Annotated in this window: 13 protein-coding genes and 1 tRNA gene; 6 read left to right on the top strand and 8 right to left on the bottom strand. The window is 69.5% G+C overall.

Going from position 1 to position 15,254, the window contains the following annotated elements; all coding sequences use genetic code 11:
- Window positions 1–283, top strand: a 283-nt coding sequence (locus FHR04_RS07580) for a hypothetical protein (RefSeq protein WP_211344176.1), incomplete at its 5' end; no start/stop codon positions are given.
- Between the two features lie 179 nt (window positions 284–462).
- Window positions 463–1,104 carry a M48 family metallopeptidase gene (locus FHR04_RS07575; protein ID WP_249039024.1) on the top strand — a complete coding sequence of 214 codons (642 nt, stop codon included), beginning with the start codon at window positions 463–465 and terminating at the stop codon, window positions 1,102–1,104.
- Between the two features lie 220 nt (window positions 1,105–1,324).
- On the opposite strand, the gene FHR04_RS07570 is transcribed toward FHR04_RS07575, so the two are convergent.
- Window positions 1,325–1,543, bottom strand: coding sequence for a hypothetical protein (locus FHR04_RS07570; RefSeq protein WP_039684841.1), 219 nt, complete (start codon window positions 1,541–1,543; stop codon window positions 1,325–1,327).
- A 137-nt stretch (window positions 1,544–1,680) separates the two neighbouring features.
- Between FHR04_RS07570 and FHR04_RS07565 the strand changes: the two genes are divergently transcribed.
- A complete protein-coding gene (locus FHR04_RS07565; RefSeq protein ID WP_139402126.1) occupies window positions 1,681–2,817 on the top strand; it encodes a PQQ-dependent sugar dehydrogenase in 1,137 nt (378 codons plus the stop codon).
- 19 nt (window positions 2,818–2,836) lie between these two features.
- Here the strand turns inward: FHR04_RS07565 and FHR04_RS07560 are convergent, their stop codons facing one another.
- The 3 genes from FHR04_RS07560 to FHR04_RS07550 all read right to left on the bottom strand — a co-directional run bounded on the left by FHR04_RS07560 (window position 2,837) and on the right by FHR04_RS07550 (window position 6,765).
- Window positions 2,837–3,760, bottom strand: a complete 924-nt coding sequence (locus FHR04_RS07560) for an endonuclease/exonuclease/phosphatase family protein (RefSeq protein WP_139402125.1) — start codon at window positions 3,758–3,760, stop codon at window positions 2,837–2,839.
- 108 nt (window positions 3,761–3,868) lie between these two features.
- Window positions 3,869–5,578, bottom strand: a complete 1,710-nt coding sequence (gene hflX, locus FHR04_RS07555) for a GTPase HflX (RefSeq protein WP_183944743.1) — start codon at window positions 5,576–5,578, stop codon at window positions 3,869–3,871.
- Between the two features lie 281 nt (window positions 5,579–5,859).
- Entirely contained in the window at window positions 5,860–6,765 is a 906-nt protein-coding gene (locus FHR04_RS07550; protein WP_139402123.1) for an aminoglycoside phosphotransferase family protein, read from the bottom strand.
- Window positions 6,766–6,861: 96 nt separating this feature from the next.
- On the opposite strand from FHR04_RS07550, the gene FHR04_RS07545 reads away from it, so the two are divergent.
- Both FHR04_RS07545 and FHR04_RS07540 read left to right on the top strand, forming a co-directional pair.
- Entirely contained in the window at window positions 6,862–7,347 is a 486-nt protein-coding gene (locus FHR04_RS07545; protein ID WP_039684833.1) for a DinB family protein, read from the top strand.
- A gap of 292 nt (window positions 7,348–7,639) precedes the next feature.
- Window positions 7,640–10,114, top strand: coding sequence for a phospholipase D-like domain-containing protein (locus FHR04_RS07540; RefSeq protein ID WP_139402121.1), 2,475 nt, complete (start codon window positions 7,640–7,642; stop codon window positions 10,112–10,114).
- On the opposite strand, the gene FHR04_RS07535 is transcribed toward FHR04_RS07540, so the two are convergent.
- Window positions 10,086–10,985, bottom strand: a complete 900-nt coding sequence (locus tag FHR04_RS07535; RefSeq protein ID WP_139402119.1) for a metallophosphoesterase — start codon at window positions 10,983–10,985, stop codon at window positions 10,086–10,088. The two genes, FHR04_RS07540 and FHR04_RS07535, sit on opposite strands and share 29 nt — an antisense overlap.
- A gap of 110 nt (window positions 10,986–11,095) precedes the next feature.
- Window positions 11,096–11,185 (bottom strand) — tRNA-Ser (locus tag FHR04_RS07530).
- A 178-nt stretch (window positions 11,186–11,363) separates the two neighbouring features.
- Between FHR04_RS07530 and FHR04_RS07525 the strand changes: the two genes are divergently transcribed.
- A complete protein-coding gene (locus FHR04_RS07525; RefSeq protein ID WP_249039023.1) occupies window positions 11,364–12,710 on the top strand; it encodes a glycosyltransferase family 2 protein in 1,347 nt (448 codons plus the stop codon).
- A 103-nt stretch (window positions 12,711–12,813) separates the two neighbouring features.
- Here FHR04_RS07525 and FHR04_RS07520 read toward each other — a convergent pair whose 3' ends face one another.
- Together FHR04_RS07520 and purH are read right to left on the bottom strand one after the other, a co-directional pair.
- Window positions 12,814–13,680, bottom strand: coding sequence for a bifunctional 5,10-methylenetetrahydrofolate dehydrogenase/5,10-methenyltetrahydrofolate cyclohydrolase (locus FHR04_RS07520; protein ID WP_139402117.1), 867 nt, complete (start codon window positions 13,678–13,680; stop codon window positions 12,814–12,816).
- A 22-nt stretch (window positions 13,681–13,702) separates the two neighbouring features.
- Entirely contained in the window at window positions 13,703–15,235 is a 1,533-nt protein-coding gene (gene purH, locus FHR04_RS07515) for a bifunctional phosphoribosylaminoimidazolecarboxamide formyltransferase/IMP cyclohydrolase (protein WP_139402115.1), read from the bottom strand.
- Window positions 15,236–15,254: the final 19 nt, after the last annotated feature.

Below are 15,254 nucleotides of genomic sequence, written 5' to 3'. Positions count from 1 at the left end.
GCTCCGCTTCGGTCAAGACCGTGGGTGCGCCTGGATTGTCGGCTCGTCCATCTCCCAGACCGTCCAGTCCCAGGGTGTGATACCGATGCAGGACTTTGCGCGCACCCGAGACGGAATATTGAGTCAACGCCAGCAGTTCAGTCTCACTCTTGCCTTCGGCAAGAAGCGCAAAAAACTGTGCCCTGCGCCGTTGGACGGCGCAGGTGCTGGCCCGGAAAATGGCCCAGAAGTCGGCAGCGGAGTGCTGAAGTTCAACGGAAGAATGAAAGGATTTGATCCTTGAATTCTACACGTTTTAATCGGAGTCCGTATAAGAGGCAGGTACCGCAGGTGGGCGCGAGCATTGAAGTCTCGCGCCCGCTCTTTTTTTGATTCAGAACGTGAAGCGCCTTGCCCCGTCCTCTGTCCGGATGCGCTTTCCTGGGGGGGATGCCGCTGCACTGGACTATTTCCGGCGTACCCGTGACCGTCAAACGCAGCGCCCGGCGGCGCACGGTGGCCCTGCAGGTCAGGCCCGGCGCGGTGACGCTCTACGCGCCCGAGCGTGTGCCGCTGTCTCAGCTGGAGGCCCTTCTCAACCAGCGCCAGGACTGGGTCAAACGCCATCTGGCGCAGTACGCGGCCCGGCCAGTGTCAGGGCAATCCTACATGGACGGCGCAGAGGTTCCCTTTCTTGGCGATCCCCTGACGCTCCGGCTGGAAGATCACGGCCGGGCCGCGGTGCGTCTGGGACAGGCCCTGCTGCTGCCGTCAGACGCACCGGAGCGGGCGCTGAGCGCGTGGACGCGGGCGGCCTGTCTGGTTCCGTACACTGCGCTGGTCACCGAATACGCCGCCCGGCTGGGGGCGGCTGAGCGGCTGGGGACGGTGCGCGTCAGCGACACCTCCACCCGCTGGGGCAGTTGCAGCAGCCGGGGCGACATCCGCCTGCACTGGAAACTGTCGCGCGCCCCGCTGGAGACGCTGCGTTACGTCGCGCTGCACGAGGCCGCCCACCTGCTGGAGATGAACCACTCGCCGCGCTACTGGGCGCACGTGGCCCGCATCATGCCGGACTGGCAGACCCAGCGGTGCTGGCTGCGGGAACATGGGCAGGGCCTTTAGAGCAGTTGTCAAAAGAGCTGTTTCCTTTTGACCGAACGGACTGGCACAGCTCGCAGAGAGGGAGTGAATTTTGGCGAGCAGTTGGGACTGATACAGCTCCGAAGGAGAGCATGGAGGCATCAGAAGTCTCCTTTTCTGATGCTGCAATTCGGACAAATGCTCTAAACGGGAAAAGCAGACCACCTTCTTAGAGGGGTCTGCCTGGATAGGGCGGCTGAAGTTACATCGCAGGCATCGGCGTCGGGCCGGGGGTGGGCAGGCCCGGCGTATCCGGGTTCTCGGCCGGGTCGGGCATCGGCATGCCGGGCAGATCGGGGTTGACGGGCGGGTCGATGATCGGGCCAGTGCCATTTTCGCCGGGCATGCGCTCGGGCATGGGGGCGGGGGTGTCGGTGGGTTCGCTCGCCGGGGCGGGGGGACGGTCATAAGGTCCAGTCATGGGGCACCTCCAGGTTCGGGATGCGTCTGACTTTGCCCCCCGTAGACGTGTTGCAGGGAAGAAAGACCTAAAGGAGCCTTCACGCCCCGGCGTTCGGGATCACAGTCGAGGCCCGGCTGGACAGGCCAGACTGCTCCATGTCCAGACCCTCTGCCTGTTTCAGACCCAACGCCCGTTTTCCGCTGGCCTGGGGTGTGGTGGCGCTGCTGGCCTCTGCACAGGCCGCGCCTGCCGTGACCTTTCAGCCGTTCGTCAGTGGCCTGACCCAGGTCACGGCCATCGCGCACGCCGGGGACGGCTCGGGCCGCCTCTACGCCGCGCAGCAGGACGGCCGCGTGCGCGTGATCGAGGGCGGGAAAGTTCGGGACAGCCTGTTTCTGGACGTCCAGAAGCTGACGCGGGCCGGCGGGGAACGCGGGCTGATCGGGCTGGCCTTCGATCCCGGCTACAAGACCAACCGCCGCCTGTACGTGCATTACACCGACCTGAACGGCGACACGGTGCTGGCCCGCTACACCGCCGCCCCCGATTTCAGCCGCGCCGATTCGGGCAGCGCCAAAACCCTGTTTACCGCCAAGCAGCCCTACAGCAACCACAATGGCGGCCAGCTCGCCTTCGGCCCCGACGGCTTCCTGTACCTGGGGCTGGGCGACGGCGGCAGTGGCGGCGATCCGAAAAACAACGCGCAGAACCTCGGCTCACCGCTGGGCAAGCTGCTGCGTTTTGACGTGTCCGGGGACGCGGCGAAGCCCGCCGCTGGGAACCCCTTCGTGAACCGCGCGGGGGCCAATCCCCACATCTGGGCCTACGGGCTGCGCAACCCCTGGCGCTTCAGCTTTGACCGCGAGGGCGGCAATCTGGTGATCGCCGACGTGGGCCAGAACAGCTTCGAGGAGGTGGATTTCCAGCCCCGCGCCAGCAAGGGTGGCGAGAACTACGGCTGGCGCGTGCGCGAGGGCCGGGTGTGCTACGAGCAGGGCTGCGCCGACAAGGGGTTCGTGGCCCCGGTGCTGGTGTACGGCCGGAATGAGGGCCAGAGCATTACGGGCGGGTACGTTTACCAGGGCAAATCGATTCCCGCCCTGAAAGGCCAGTATGTGTTCGCCGACTTTGCCACCGGCACCGTCTGGGCCGCGCCGATGGATGGTAAGAACTGGAACAAGGTAGCGCTGGGCAAGGTGAGCAACCCCAGCACCTTCGGGGAGGACGCAGCGGGGGAGATCTACGTCGCCGAGTACGGCAGTGGCCGGATTCTGAAGCTGGCGGGGAAGTAGGCAAGGCGCCGCGACACCCTCAGCGGTAGTCCACCACCAGGGGCCGGTGATCGCTTTCCTCTTCGCCTAAAACTCTGGCGCGCGTGGGGATCAGGTCGCGCGCCATCTGGTGGTCAATCCGCACCCGCAGGCCCGGAAACGTCCAGCCGGGGCCGCGTCCGGCCTGCGCGAAGGCGTCGGTGCCGAAAGCAGTTTGCAAGTCCCGGTAGATCAGGCCGCGCGGCGGCGTGTTCAGGTCACCGCCCAGCAGCGCGGGGCCAGAGGTCTGGGCGGCAAGCTTCTGGAGAACCTGTACCTGCTGTGTGCGGCGGTCACGGGTGCGTTGCAGGTAGGCAAAGTCCCGCGCCAGCGCGTCCATCACCTGCACGGTGCCCAGGTGGGCGTTGACCACCGTCAGCCCTTGACCGCGCCACTGCAGGCGCGTCACCAGCACCTCGCGCTGGTTGCCGGGCAGGTTTACCGTCTGGGTCGCCAGGACGGGCAGCCGCGTGAGGGTCATGACCTCCGCCGCCGAGTGCACCGAGTAGCCAGGCAGGGCGTCGGCGAGCGCAGCGGGGTAACCGCGTGGCTGGAAGTTGGATTCCTGCAGCAGGATCACGTCGGCGTTGGCCTTTTTCAGGACGGCGGCCAGTCGCTCCGGCGTGGATTTGTAGCCGCTGTTGACGTTGTAGTCCAGCACCCGTAACTTTCCGTTGTGCTGCGGCCTCCAGTGCAGCAGGCCCGCTCCCCAGGCCGCCAGCAACGTCCCGGCCAGGGCCACCGCGAGGCCGCGTCTCCTGAACGCCGTCCACAGCAACACGAACGGCGCAGGCAGCAGCCACAGCACGGCGGGCGCGTAGGCCAGCAGCAGGGTGGGCAGCGTGCGTTCCCCAACAAATTCGCCCAGCCCCCAGACCAGGGTGACGAACAGCAGATACAACCAGGCGAGGCGCGAACGAAACATCGGGACAGAGCCTGACATATCCCGGTGAGAGGGAGCGTCCGCCGAAAGTCATGCGGGCACAAAAAGAGAGGCGGGAGCCAAAGCCCGCGCCTCTGTTGTGGGTGTGATTTACCGGTACTGGGCCGCCAGCTCCCGCGCCTCCTCGCGCTGCGCCAGCTCCCGCCGCTGCACCTGCCCGATGGCGTCGGCCAGCGCCTCCTTGAGTTCGGGAATGCCGATGCTTTTCAGGGCGCTGACCGGCACGCCCTCGGTGCGCTCGACTTCACGTTCCAGCGCGTCCGGCTCGGCGGCGTCGGCCTTGTTCAGCGCCACCACCGTGGGCATCTCCACGAAGCCCAGGTCTTCCAGAATGCGGTTCACGGCACTCAGGCGGGTGTCCGCGCCGGGGCTGGCGGCGTCCACCACGTGCAGCAGCACGTCGGCGTCGCCGATTTCCTCCAGCGTGGCCCGGAAGGCGCGGGTCAGATCCTTCGGAAGATCGCGGATAAAGCCCACGGTGTCGGTGAAGATCACCGGGCCGATGCCGTCGATAAAGCCCTGACGGCTGGTGGGCCGCAGCGTGGCGAACAGCTTGTTGGCGGCCAGCACGCGCCGGGGGGCGTCCATGGCGTGTGTGAAGGCGTTCAGCAGCGTACTCTTGCCCGCGTTGGTGTAGCCCACGATGGACACCACCGGAATGTCGTTGCGCTCGCGGCTCTTGCGGCGTTCCTCGCGGCGCAGCGAGCCACCTTCCAGTTGCTTTTCCAGAAAGCTCAGGCGGTCGTTGATGCGGCGGCGGTCCAGCTCCAGCTTGGTTTCACCGGGGCCGCGCGTGCCAATCGCCCCGCCCGCCGCGCTGCCCCCGCCCCCGCCGATGCGTGACAGCTGCGCGCCCGCGCCCAGCAGCCGTGGCTTCATGTAGCGCAGCTGCGCCAGCTCCACCTGAAGGCGTGATTCCACGCCCTGCGCGTGGAGGGCGAAGATGTCCAGAATCAGCTGCGTGCGGTCAATAACCTTTAAGCCCGTCGCCGCCTCGATCTCGCGGGCCTGCGCGGCGCCCAGCTCCTGCCCGAAGATCAGCAGATCGGCGTCCAGATGGTAGGCCCGGCTGGTCAGTTCTTCCAGCTTGCCCGCGCCCACCAGCGTTCCCGCCTTGAGGTTGCGGCGGTAAATGAGTTCCTTATAGACCACCTCGGCCCCGGCGGTGCGGGCCAGTTCGCCCAGCTCCTCCAGGCGTTCCTCGGCGTCAAACTCGCCTTGATCGATCTGCACCAGCAGCGCGCGCTCGCGATCCTTCTTGGACTCGCGGGTGCGGGCGGCGCGGGCGATTTCCTCCTCCAGCGCCGAAACCTGGGCGCCCAGGTCAAAGTCGTCGATCTGGAACACCGGCACCGGGGGCAGAATGCGCCAGTCCTCTTCCTCGCCCACCGTGCCGGGGGGAGTCAGGTGAGCGGTGTAGACCATGCCGGGCTGACCCTCGTTCTTGGCGTCGATGGCCGAGACCGCGTCCAGCCGGTTCAGGAACAGCGCCGAGAGGTCACCCTTGCTCAGTGGGCCGCCCTTGGGGTGCGCGTGCAGCAGGTGGTAACCGGCCAGCCGGTTCTCGCCCGCGCGGATGGCCGGCAGTTCCGCCGCCTTGGCATCGGCCACCGAGACGCTCAGCACGCGCCCACGCCGGTCAATCAGCACGCTCACCTCGCGGCGAATCTCGTGGGACAGTTCGGCCAGGGTGCGGGCCAGTTCGGGGGAACCCACGCGGCCCGGCTCGACGCGGCGGCGGTACAGGTTGCCCAGTGATTTCAGTTGTGCGGGGCGCAGGCCCGAGGTATTTCCAAGCACTTTATCTATGTGAGGTCACATCCTTTTTGGGAGTACAGAGGGTGGGGTCTGGATTGTGGGCACAGCCCGGCGTCGCCAGGCCCGAACAAGGTTCGCGCGGCGGGTGGCTGCAGGGTTCTGTCATTGCCCCCAGAATAGCGCCCAGGCGCAATTGCAAAGGTGTGCAATGCCTTCAGGCGGCTATGGATTTGGGTGCGGGACAACCCTCAAATGCGGTTCAGCTTGATCATCGTGAAGCCAGGATAGGGGAAGGGCCGGGGCGGGCGCATCGGCAGGGTGGCCTAGCCTGCGTCCGCCAGCACTTCCCGCACCGTGTACCAGCCGCGCTCCACGATCTCCGGATTGGTGTCCTGGTAGTACGGCAGCGCGAATAGGGCTTTGGCCAGCGCCCTGGCCCGTCCGCGTGCCCAGGTGGCGTTGTCGGGCCGCAAGACTTCGCGGTACAGGCGGCGGCCCTCTGCGCTCATGGCGTTCCACGCGGGCATCAGATCCACTGCCGGATCGTTCAGCTCCAGCGCCGAGAAATCCAGCACGGCGGTCAGGCGCTGACCATCCCACAGCAGATTGTTGCTGTGCAGGTCACCGTGTACCCACACCGGGGCGTCCGTCCAGCCCGGCAGCCGCATCGCCTCGTCCCAGACTGTAGTGATCCGGCGGCAGGTGTCGGCGTCCAGCCACTGCGCCGAGGTTTCAAGACTGGCCCGGACGTGCGGATCCAGTGCGTGCAGATCGGTGGCCGGACTCTCCGCACGCGGCGCGTCGGTGGTGTCGCAGGCCCGCAGCGCCCGCACGAAGTCGGCCAGCTGAAGGGCCAGCTCAGGCCGCGCCGTCATTTCGGGCAGGGAAAGCATCTCATCCGGCAGCCAGCGGTAAATGCCCCAGGTGTACGGATAGCCTTCGCCCGGCTGACCCGGCGCCAGCGGTTCAGGGACACGCAACGGCAAGTGTGGCGCGAGTCTGGACAGCCACTCCAATTCCTTCTCCACCTGCCCCACCGCCCAGCCGATGCGGGGCAACCGCGCCAGCAGATCGTCGCCCAGCCGGTACAGCGCATTGTCGGTGCCGAACGACTGGACGCGGCGCACCTGCAACGTGGCCCAGTCGGGAAACTGCTGGGCCAGCAGCTGACGCACCAGCGCCTCGTCGGTGTGAATCTCGTCGGCGTGCATCTTGAGGTCAGGCGCCATTGGCCTGAGCGTACCGCCAGCCGTCGCCGCTGGGCCTGGGCCGAACGGCCTACGGTGTTCCTTTCCGCCCCCCCGGCCCGTCCTACACTGACCCCCATGTCCACCCCCGCAGTGTCCACGCCCGAACTGTTGCGCGAGGGCCTGCGCGAGGTGCTGTACGGCCCGGACGGCGGCCCACTGGCCGTGGGCCTGTTCAGCGTGGGCGAGGCGGGGCTGCTGAGAACCGTCCACGCGCTGACCCCCGCGCAGGCGAACGCGCCCGCCGCCCCAGGCCGCCCCACGCCCGCGCAGATCACCGTCCACCTGCGGCAGTCGCTGGAGCTGGCCGCCGCCCAGCTGAGCGATCCCTACGCCCTGCTGGCCGACGACACCGAGGCCTGGAGCGTGCGGATCACCAGCCCGCAGGCGTGGCGCGCGGAACTCGTCGCGCTGGCCCGCGCCGGGCAGACGCTGTACGAGGCGCTGTACCTGCCGCTCTCGCCGGACGGGCTGCGCCTTGCTTTCGGGGCCGTCGCGCACGCCGCGTACCACACCGGGGCCCTGCGCTTTCATCTGGCGAACCTGCTGGCGGAGGGGCGCTAGCCTCTGCGTGGGCGGTGCGTGAAGGGGCCGCCCGCCGCCTGCGCCCGCTGGCCGGGCCAGCTCCTGCTACGCTGGCTCCTGAGCCGCTGCCACCCGGCCCGCAGCCCTGCGGCCAGCCCGGCGGAAGGGAGGGCCGCGTATCAACACCCATAACGTGATGAGCAGCGCCGTCAGGCCGGTGTGCGGGAGGTGGCCCGGCCCCTTCTGGCGCCGGGAGTCCATTCGTCGCCTGCAGAGGAGGCGGGATGGGGAAGCCTGAGTTGAAAGGCGTTCGCGCCCGCCGCGCCAGGGCATGAGCGGGCTGTACCGGCGCCTGCTGCGCATCGTCCTGGCGGCGGTGGCCGGGATTGCGACCACGGCGGCGATGGTGCGGCTGGTGACCCTCAACCGGCGCCGCAGCCCCAGCTGGACGCTGCTGGTGGCGGCGCTGGCGACGGGGGCCGGGGTGGCGCTGACGGCGGGGCTGGTGTGGTGGGCCGCCGGGCCGCGTGACCACCAGAGGAGATCCGCCATGCGAATTCTGGCCCTGTCCGCCCTGTTCGGGGTCACGCTGACGCTGGTGCTGGCCCGCATCCTGATCGGCCCCGCCGTGGAGGCGCTGCCCGACACCCAGGTTTTTTTGCGGGCCTACGTGGCGGTGCTGGCCGCGTCGCTGGCGGTCACGGCAGGCTTCGCTCTAATCGGGGCGCTGAGCGCGGGGGCGCTGCCGCTGACCCGGCTGGGCGTGCCGCCGCGCGCCGGGCCGTACCGCACCGGCGTCGTGCTGGCGGTGTCGGGCGGCGTGCTGATGGTGCCGGGCCTGCTGATCCTGGTGGGCACGGCGGTGTACCGCGAGGGGGCACTGGGCGGCAATCTGCACCTCAGCGTGCTGCTGGGGGCGGTGGCGGCGCTGTACGGGCTGCTGGCCGGCAGCCTGATGGGCCTGCTGACCGTGCGCGTGGGGCAGGTGTGGCGGCCCGCGCTGGCCGGCGGACTGGGGGCCGGGCTGGGCGGCGTGGTGTGCGGGCTGCTGTTCCCGCTGCTGGGCGTCTCCAGCGTGATCCGCAGCGGCTGGGGCTTCGTGCTGATCGTTGCGGCCCTGATCGCGGTGATCCACCTGGGCTGGGGCCTGAGCGTGCGCCGCGCCATGACGCGCATCCTGCAGCTGGGAGAGCGGAGGGGCCGCCCGCTGCAAGTCGCCAGCCGCGTGCAGGTGAACGTCGTCGCCACCGTGGCGCTGGCGGTGCTGGCGGCGGTGCTGGGCCTGACCCGCACGTTGGGTGAGTTCGTGACCTCGCGCCCGGTCAACCCGGCCCCCCTGCGCGTGACCCAGCCGGCCAACCTGGACGCCACCGCGTTCTGCCCCGAACCCTCCGGCGTGCTGGAACGCGCCGTGTGGCAGGTGACCACCCGGAATGACCGTCCAGACCTGTCGTGCCAGAACCGGGTCTACCCGCTGATCCGCATGCCCGGCCCCAGCGCGGCGGCGGAAGAGGCCGTCCCGGCAGCCGCGCTGGCCGCCGAACAGGCTGCCGAGAGCCCCGATCCGGCGGCGGCCAGTGGCTTCGACGACGTGGCCGCACTGGTGCGCAGCGCCCGGCGCGAGGTGCTGTTCACCACCATGCAGTGGGAGGAGGGGCCGCTGAACCCCGGCCAGACGCTGGCCCGCGCACTGGCCGATTTGTACGCGGGGGTGAGGGCCAAGCCCGCCGCCTACCCTCAGGGCATGGACGTGCGCCTCACCCTGGGCAACTTTCCGGTGCTTTCCACCTTCGAGTGGGGGGCCGAGGTCTGGGGGGCGCTGCGCGATCTCACGGCGGCGGGCGTGCCGCTCTCCGATCCGGCACTGGGCTGGCGGGTGCAGCTGGGCAACTACGTGGGCACCTTTCCGCACAGCCACGTCAAGCTGCTGGTGATTGACGGCGAACTGCTGCTGGGCGCGGGCTTCAACTACGGTTACGGGCACTTTCCGCGCGGGCATCCCTCCGGGCGGGGCGACAACCTGTTCGATCTGGGACTGGTGACGCGCGGCCCGGTGGCGCAGGACGGCGTGACCGTCTTCGAGGATCTGTGGACGCGCAGCAAAGTGGTGGAGTGCGACGCCGAACCGAATGCCGCCAATCCGCAGCGGGGCTGTCGCCTGGGCGCACGCGGCGTCCGGGGTGGCCCACCCGAAGTCCGGGACGCCGAGCCGGCCGGCACGCAGCGGGTGTTCAGCCTGTACCGCCGCGAGGGCTTTACCGAGGCCGATCAGGCGGTGGTGGCGGTGCTGGAGGCGGCCCGCAGGTCCGTCGATCTGCTGCAGGTCAATTTCAGCATGGACGTGGGCTGCATCGTCGCGCTGCTGAACCCGGCGCTGTGCACTGACCGGGACCGCCTGCCGTACATGACGGCGCTGCTCGACGCCCTGGGGCGCGGCGTCCGGGTGCGGCTGATGAGCGACGCCGGCGGCCTGGGCGGCATCGAGAACCGCATCGCGCTGGCGTACCTGGGCCGCGAGATGAGCAAGCGCGGCATTCCCGCCTCGCGCTTCGAGGCCCGCTGGTTTCCCACGCCGCTGCACGCCAAGGCCATCCTGGTGGACGGCCAGATGCTGGTGGTGGGCAGCATGAACCTGCACTACTCCTCGTGGACGCAGGGGCCGCTGGGGCTGGCCGAGTATGACCTCGCCACCACCGCGCCGGGCGTGGTCCGCGAATTTGCCGGCATCTACCGCACGTACTGGCCGCAGTCGGGGAACATCGTCCTGCCGCCTTTCCTCACCGAGACCGGGGTGGGCCAGCCGTGAACCCGGCCTGCACCGGTTCCAGTTCGAACACCGCGATCTCTGCCGGGCACGACAGCCGCGCGGGCACGGCAGTCATGCCCAGCCCCCGCGACACGAAGGCGCGGGCCGGCGCCTGCACCCAGCCCTGCGCGAAGCGCTGCCCGTGCGCCGAGGCCGTGCTGACCGCGCCCAGCAGCGGCAGGCGCACCTGACCGCCGTGGGTGTGGCCGCACAGGGTCAGGCCCACCGATGCGGGCACGAACGGCAGTTGATCCGGATTGTGGCTGAGCAGCAGCGTGGCCCCGCCGCCGCGCCCGCGCAGGGCGGCCGTCAGATCCGGCTGGCCCTGCATCCAGTCGTCCACCCCCGCCAGGTACACGTCCGGACGCAACTGCACGCCCGCGTTGGTCAGGATGGTCACGCCGCTGTCCGCCAGCGCCGCGGCGAAGTGTGCGCGCCGCTCGCGCCAATCGGCCCGCTGCGGACTGTGAAAGCGCCGGGCGTACTGCCCGAAACTGCCGTAGTCGTGGTTGCCCCACACGCCGTACACGCCCAGCGGTGCGCTCAGGCGCGACAGTTCGGCCAGCAGCGGGGCGGCCCCGCCCATCACGTCGGCGTCCAGGAAGTCGCCGGTAATCACGATCAGGTCCGGGCGTTCGATCAGGGTGGCGTCCACCCAGGCGCGCACCTGTTCGGCCCCGATGTACAGGCCGTAATGCAGGTCCGTGAGCTGCGCCACCCGCAGCGGGCGCGTGAGCCCCGGCAGGCCGGCGGTGTGCCGGACCACCACCGCCCGGTCCGCCCCCGACAGCGAGGCCGCGCGGGCGGCGCCCAGGGCCAGCAGGCCGGTCAGCGCCGCGCGCCGGGGCAGGGAAATGCGCCTCCAGTTCATGCCTTACGGTAAGGCCAGACCCCCGGAGCGACCCTGGGACGGCTCACGCTTGGCCGACTTCAAGCCCCACAGGCGAGCGCCCCCGCCGGGTGGGCTGGGGGCGCTGGCATTGGCGAAGAGGGTGGGATTCGAACCCACGGTACAGTTGCCCGTACTTCAGTTTTCGAGACTGACCCATTCAACCACTCTGGCACCTCTCCGCGCCTTCCTCGAACAATGGGCAAGCGGGAGTGTAGCACGCCTCTTCGCGGGGGGAAAGGGGCGTCCTGGGTGCCGGGCGGGCGGCGCGGTTCTCATTCGCCCCTTTCCATCATCAGCTTTTCCAGTGCATAGTGAGAGGAATTGGGCCACGCGCCCGATGCCACACCGGGGGAGACTTTGACGGACGCGCTGCACACCTTGCTCACCATCCTTGACCTGCTGGGCCTGCTGATGCTGGGCCTTTATTTTCTGCAGATGCTGCTGGCGGCCACGCTGCCCCGGCCCCGGCGTCTGTACGCGCCGGACGAGGCGCTGAACTTCACCTTCGTCGTGCCGGCCCTGAACGAGGAGGCGGTGATTGAGGCCACCGTCCGCAACCTGCGCGAGGTGGCCCCGGACGCCCGGATCGCCGTGATTGACGACGGCAGCGACGACCGCACCGCCCAGATCGTGGAGCGGCTGGCCGCAGGCGACGCGCGGGTGACCCTGCTGCGCCGCCGCTTCCCGGAAGCCCGGCAGGGCAAGGGCAAGGCCATGAACTGGGCCGTGTCGCAGGTGCTGCGCGACCTGCGGGCGGCGGGCGCAGACCTGCAAAAAGAAGTTTTCGTGGTCATTGACGCCGATGGGCGCGTGACCCCTGGCCTGCTGCCCGAAGCGCGGCGCGTCATGGCGCACAGTGACGTGGTGGCCGCGCAGGCCCGCGTGCGAATCCGGCAGTCGCCCGGACGCCTGAGCCTGAAAAACGCCGTGGGCCGCATGCTGGAGCAGCAGCAGGACATGGAGTTCTTCATCACCCGCCACATCCAGCTGATGCGCTCGTGGTGGCACAGCGCCGCCCTGTGCGGCAACGGACAATTCATGCGCGCCAGTTACGTGGCGTCCATGTTTGGTGCCGGACAGACGCCGTGGCCCGACGTGCTGCTCGAAGACTTCGGCAGCGCCGCCGAGGCCCGGTTGGTCAGTCCCCGGCACCGGCTGGTTTTTCTGGAGGCGGCGGTCACGCAGCAGGGCCTGCCTGATCTGCGCCGCTTCTCGCGCCAGCGCGCCCGCTGGACGCAGGGCACCATGCAGTGCCTGCCGTACCTGGCCCACCTGTGGCGCCGGCCCGTGCCCCTGCTGGCCCGCCTGGACCTGAGCTACTTCATCCTGGGGCCGTGGCTGAGCGGCATCATCGTGCTGTCGTTCCTGACCCAGCCGCTGCGCTGGGGCATGGGCGCGCAGGGGCTGGTGCTGGACGCGCAGGTCAGCCTGATCATCACCGTCATCAACGTGATCATCCAGTTGCAGTGGGTGGCCCGCTATAGGCGCGAGAACCGCCTGTCGCTGGGCCGCACGGTGTTTACGCTGGGCAGCCTGCCGGTCTACGGCTTCGCGCTGTTCCTGAGCCTGCCGATGGCCTACAAACACTACTTCACGGGCCGCCTGACCTGGGACAAGAGTCTGCGCCACCTTGAGCCGGGCCACGCCGGGCCGGGCGAGGGTCAGGCAGGCGAGCTGCTGACGGTGGGCCGGGGCAGCGACTGAACACAGCCGGGCTGCTATAGCCTCCGCGCAGAACAGGCCGTCCCCGCTTCGAAGCGGGGACGGTTTCTGGTGGGCCAGGCGCTGCGGCTGGCAATCCGCTGTCCTACTCCACCGCCTCGCCGCGCTGCAATTTCACGGCGCGCACGAGATTCTGATACATCAGCGCGCTAGTCAGCGGGCCGACGCCGCCGGGCACCGGGGTCTGAGCCCGCACGGGCAGGTCAGGCATGGCGTCGCCCACCATCTCGCCGCCGTCCTGCACGTTGATGCCGGCGTCGATGACGACGTGGTGCGGCTGAACGTGTTCGGGCCTGAGCAGCCCGGCGTGACCCACCGCCACCACCACCGCGTCTAACGGAGCCAGCACCCCGGCCAAATCGCGGGTGTGTTCGTTGCACAGCGTCACGGTCACGCCCCGGTTGTTCAGCATGAAGGTCAGCGGACGGCCCACCGTGCGGCCCGGCCCGATCACGGCCACGCGCAGCCCGCGCAGGTCATCGCCCAGCACGCGCCGCAGCAGGAAGCGCACGCTGCGCGGCGTGGGCGGCAGCAGCGCCTCGGCCTCCTGCCCCGCCGCGATCAGGGCGAGGTTGGCGGGGGTCAGCCCCTCCACATCCTTGCGCGGCGCGATGTGCAGCAGCGCGGCGTCTGCGTCCAGCCCGCGTGAGAGCGGCAATTCCAGCACGACGCCGTGAACCGAGTCGTCCGCCGAGAGTTCACGCAACGTCGCTTCCAGTTCCTCCCGAGCCGCCCCGGCCCCCAGCTCGCGCACGCTGAAGTCCACGCCCAGCCGCCCGGCCCGCCGCGCCTTGCTGTCCACGTACACCCGCGAGGCCTCGTCGTCGGACGCCAGCACGCTGACCAGATGCGGGCGGAACGCCCAGCCTTTCAGGGCCTGGCGAACGCCCTGGGTCACCTCGTCGGCGAGGGGTTTGCCGAGAAGGGGTGTGGGCTGTTTGCCTTGTGCCATCAGCTTTCCGCCTTCTGCATCATCAGTGCCGGAAATGGCGCGAACCCGTGAAGACCATGCTCAGGCCCAGCTCGTTGGCGGCGGCGATCACCTCGGGGTCACGCTTGGCCCCGCCGGGTTGCAGGATGGCCGTGACCCCCGCACCCGCCGCCAGCCGCACCACGTCGTCGAAGGGAAAGAACGCCTCGGAGGCCAGCGACGCGCCGTGCGCCCGCTCGCCCGCGTTCGCCACCGCGCGTTCGGCGGCCCAGATGCGGCTGACCGCCCCCGCGCCCAGGCCCACCGTGACGCCGCCGCGCGCCAGCACCACCGCGTTGCTGCGGGCGTGCTTGACCGTCGCCCACGCGAAGCGCAGGTCATTCCATTCCTCGTCGCGGGGCTGGCGCGTGGTGACCACTTCCGGGCACAGGTCATCCCACGGGCGGGCGTCGCGCTCCTGCACGGCGAAGCCTCCGGCCAGGGGGCGCAAGTCCAGCACGCTGACCGATTTGGCCTGCCCGGCGATCAGCACGCGCAAGTCGGGTTTCTTGGCGGCGAACCACTCCACCGCGTCCGGGGTCACGTCCGGCGCGATCAGCACTTCCAGAAAGGTGCCGCGCATAGCCTGGGCCGCGTCCAGATCAACCGTGCCGCCCACCGCCACCACGCCGCCGAACACGCTGAGGGTGTCGGCGTCGCGCGCCAGTTCCCAGGCGGCCCGCGCGCCATCGGCCCGCGCCACGCCGCAGGGGTTGCCGTGCTTGACGGCCACGCAGACCACGCCGTCCTCCTGCGCCGCCAGCTCCTGGCACAGCGCCCAGGCGGCGTCGGCGTCGGCGTAGTTGTTGAAGCTCATGGGCTTGCCCGCCACCACGCGGGCGTCGATCACCGGCCCGCGCGCCCCGCCCCAGCGGTAGATCGCGCCGGGCTGGTGGGGATTCTCGCCGTAGCGCACCTCGGCCACCTTGGACAGGCTCAGCGTCAGTTCGGGCGGCAGTTTGGTGGGCAGCGTGTCCGAGTCGCCCTCCAGATAGGTCGTGATGGCGGCGTCGTACTCGCTGGTGTGGCGGTACGCCTTGGCGGCCAGGCGGCGGCGCTCGGCTTCACTGACCTCGTCCTTCAATGCCAGTTCGTAGTCCGCCGGATCCACCAGCACCAGCACGCCCGCGTGGTTCTTGGCCGCCGAGCGGATCATGGCCGGGCCGCCGATGTCGATGTTCTCGATCACGTCGGCGTCGGGTGCGCCGCGCGCCACCGTCTCGCGGAAGGGATACAGGTTGACGCACACCAGATCGATGGTGCCGAAGCCCTGCGCCGCCAGTTCCGAGAGGTGCCCGTCCTCGCGCCGGGCCAGGATGCCGCCGTGAACCGCCGGGTGCAGCGTCTTGACCCGCCCATCCAGCATCTCGGGAAAGCCGGTGACGTCGCTGACCGCCGTGACCGGCACGCCCGCCTCTTGAAGGGCCGCGAACGTGCCGCCGGTACTCAGGAGTGTCCAGCCGCGCTCCACGAGAGAACGCCCAAATTCCACCACGCCGGTCTTGTCGCTGACCGAAATCAGAGCCTGTTTGCCCATTGTTGATCCTCCCCACCAC

The organism is Deinococcus radiopugnans ATCC 19172, from assembly GCF_006335125.1.
In the GTDB taxonomy this organism is placed as follows: Bacteria; Deinococcota; Deinococci; order Deinococcales; family Deinococcaceae; genus Deinococcus; species Deinococcus radiopugnans.
Note: the sequence above shows the minus strand (reverse complement) of the source record. Positions and strands in the feature narration are given on the sequence as shown.

Bases quoted from the DNA above. Each gene is read 5' to 3' on its own strand.
- FHR04_RS07570 (WP_039684841.1), bottom strand. From the start codon at position 1,543: ATGACTGGACCTTATGACCGTCCCCCCGCCCCGGCGAGCGAACCCACC.
- FHR04_RS07565 (WP_139402126.1), top strand. From the start codon at position 1,681: ATGTCCAGACCCTCTGCCTGTTTCAGACCCAACGCCCGTTTTCCGCTG.
- FHR04_RS07560 (WP_139402125.1), bottom strand. From the start codon at position 3,760: ATGTTTCGTTCGCGCCTCGCCTGGTTGTATCTGCTGTTCGTCACCCTG.
- FHR04_RS07550 (WP_139402123.1), bottom strand. From the start codon at position 6,765: ATGGCGCCTGACCTCAAGATGCACGCCGACGAGATTCACACCGACGAG.
- FHR04_RS07545 (WP_039684833.1), top strand. From the start codon at position 6,862: ATGTCCACCCCCGCAGTGTCCACGCCCGAACTGTTGCGCGAGGGCCTG.
- FHR04_RS07540 (WP_139402121.1), top strand. From the start codon at position 7,640: ATGAGCGGGCTGTACCGGCGCCTGCTGCGCATCGTCCTGGCGGCGGTG.
- FHR04_RS07535 (WP_139402119.1), bottom strand. From the start codon at position 10,985: ATGAACTGGAGGCGCATTTCCCTGCCCCGGCGCGCGGCGCTGACCGGC.
- FHR04_RS07520 (WP_139402117.1), bottom strand. From the start codon at position 13,680: ATGGCACAAGGCAAACAGCCCACACCCCTTCTCGGCAAACCCCTCGCC.
- purH (WP_139402115.1), bottom strand. From the start codon at position 15,235: ATGGGCAAACAGGCTCTGATTTCGGTCAGCGACAAGACCGGCGTGGTG.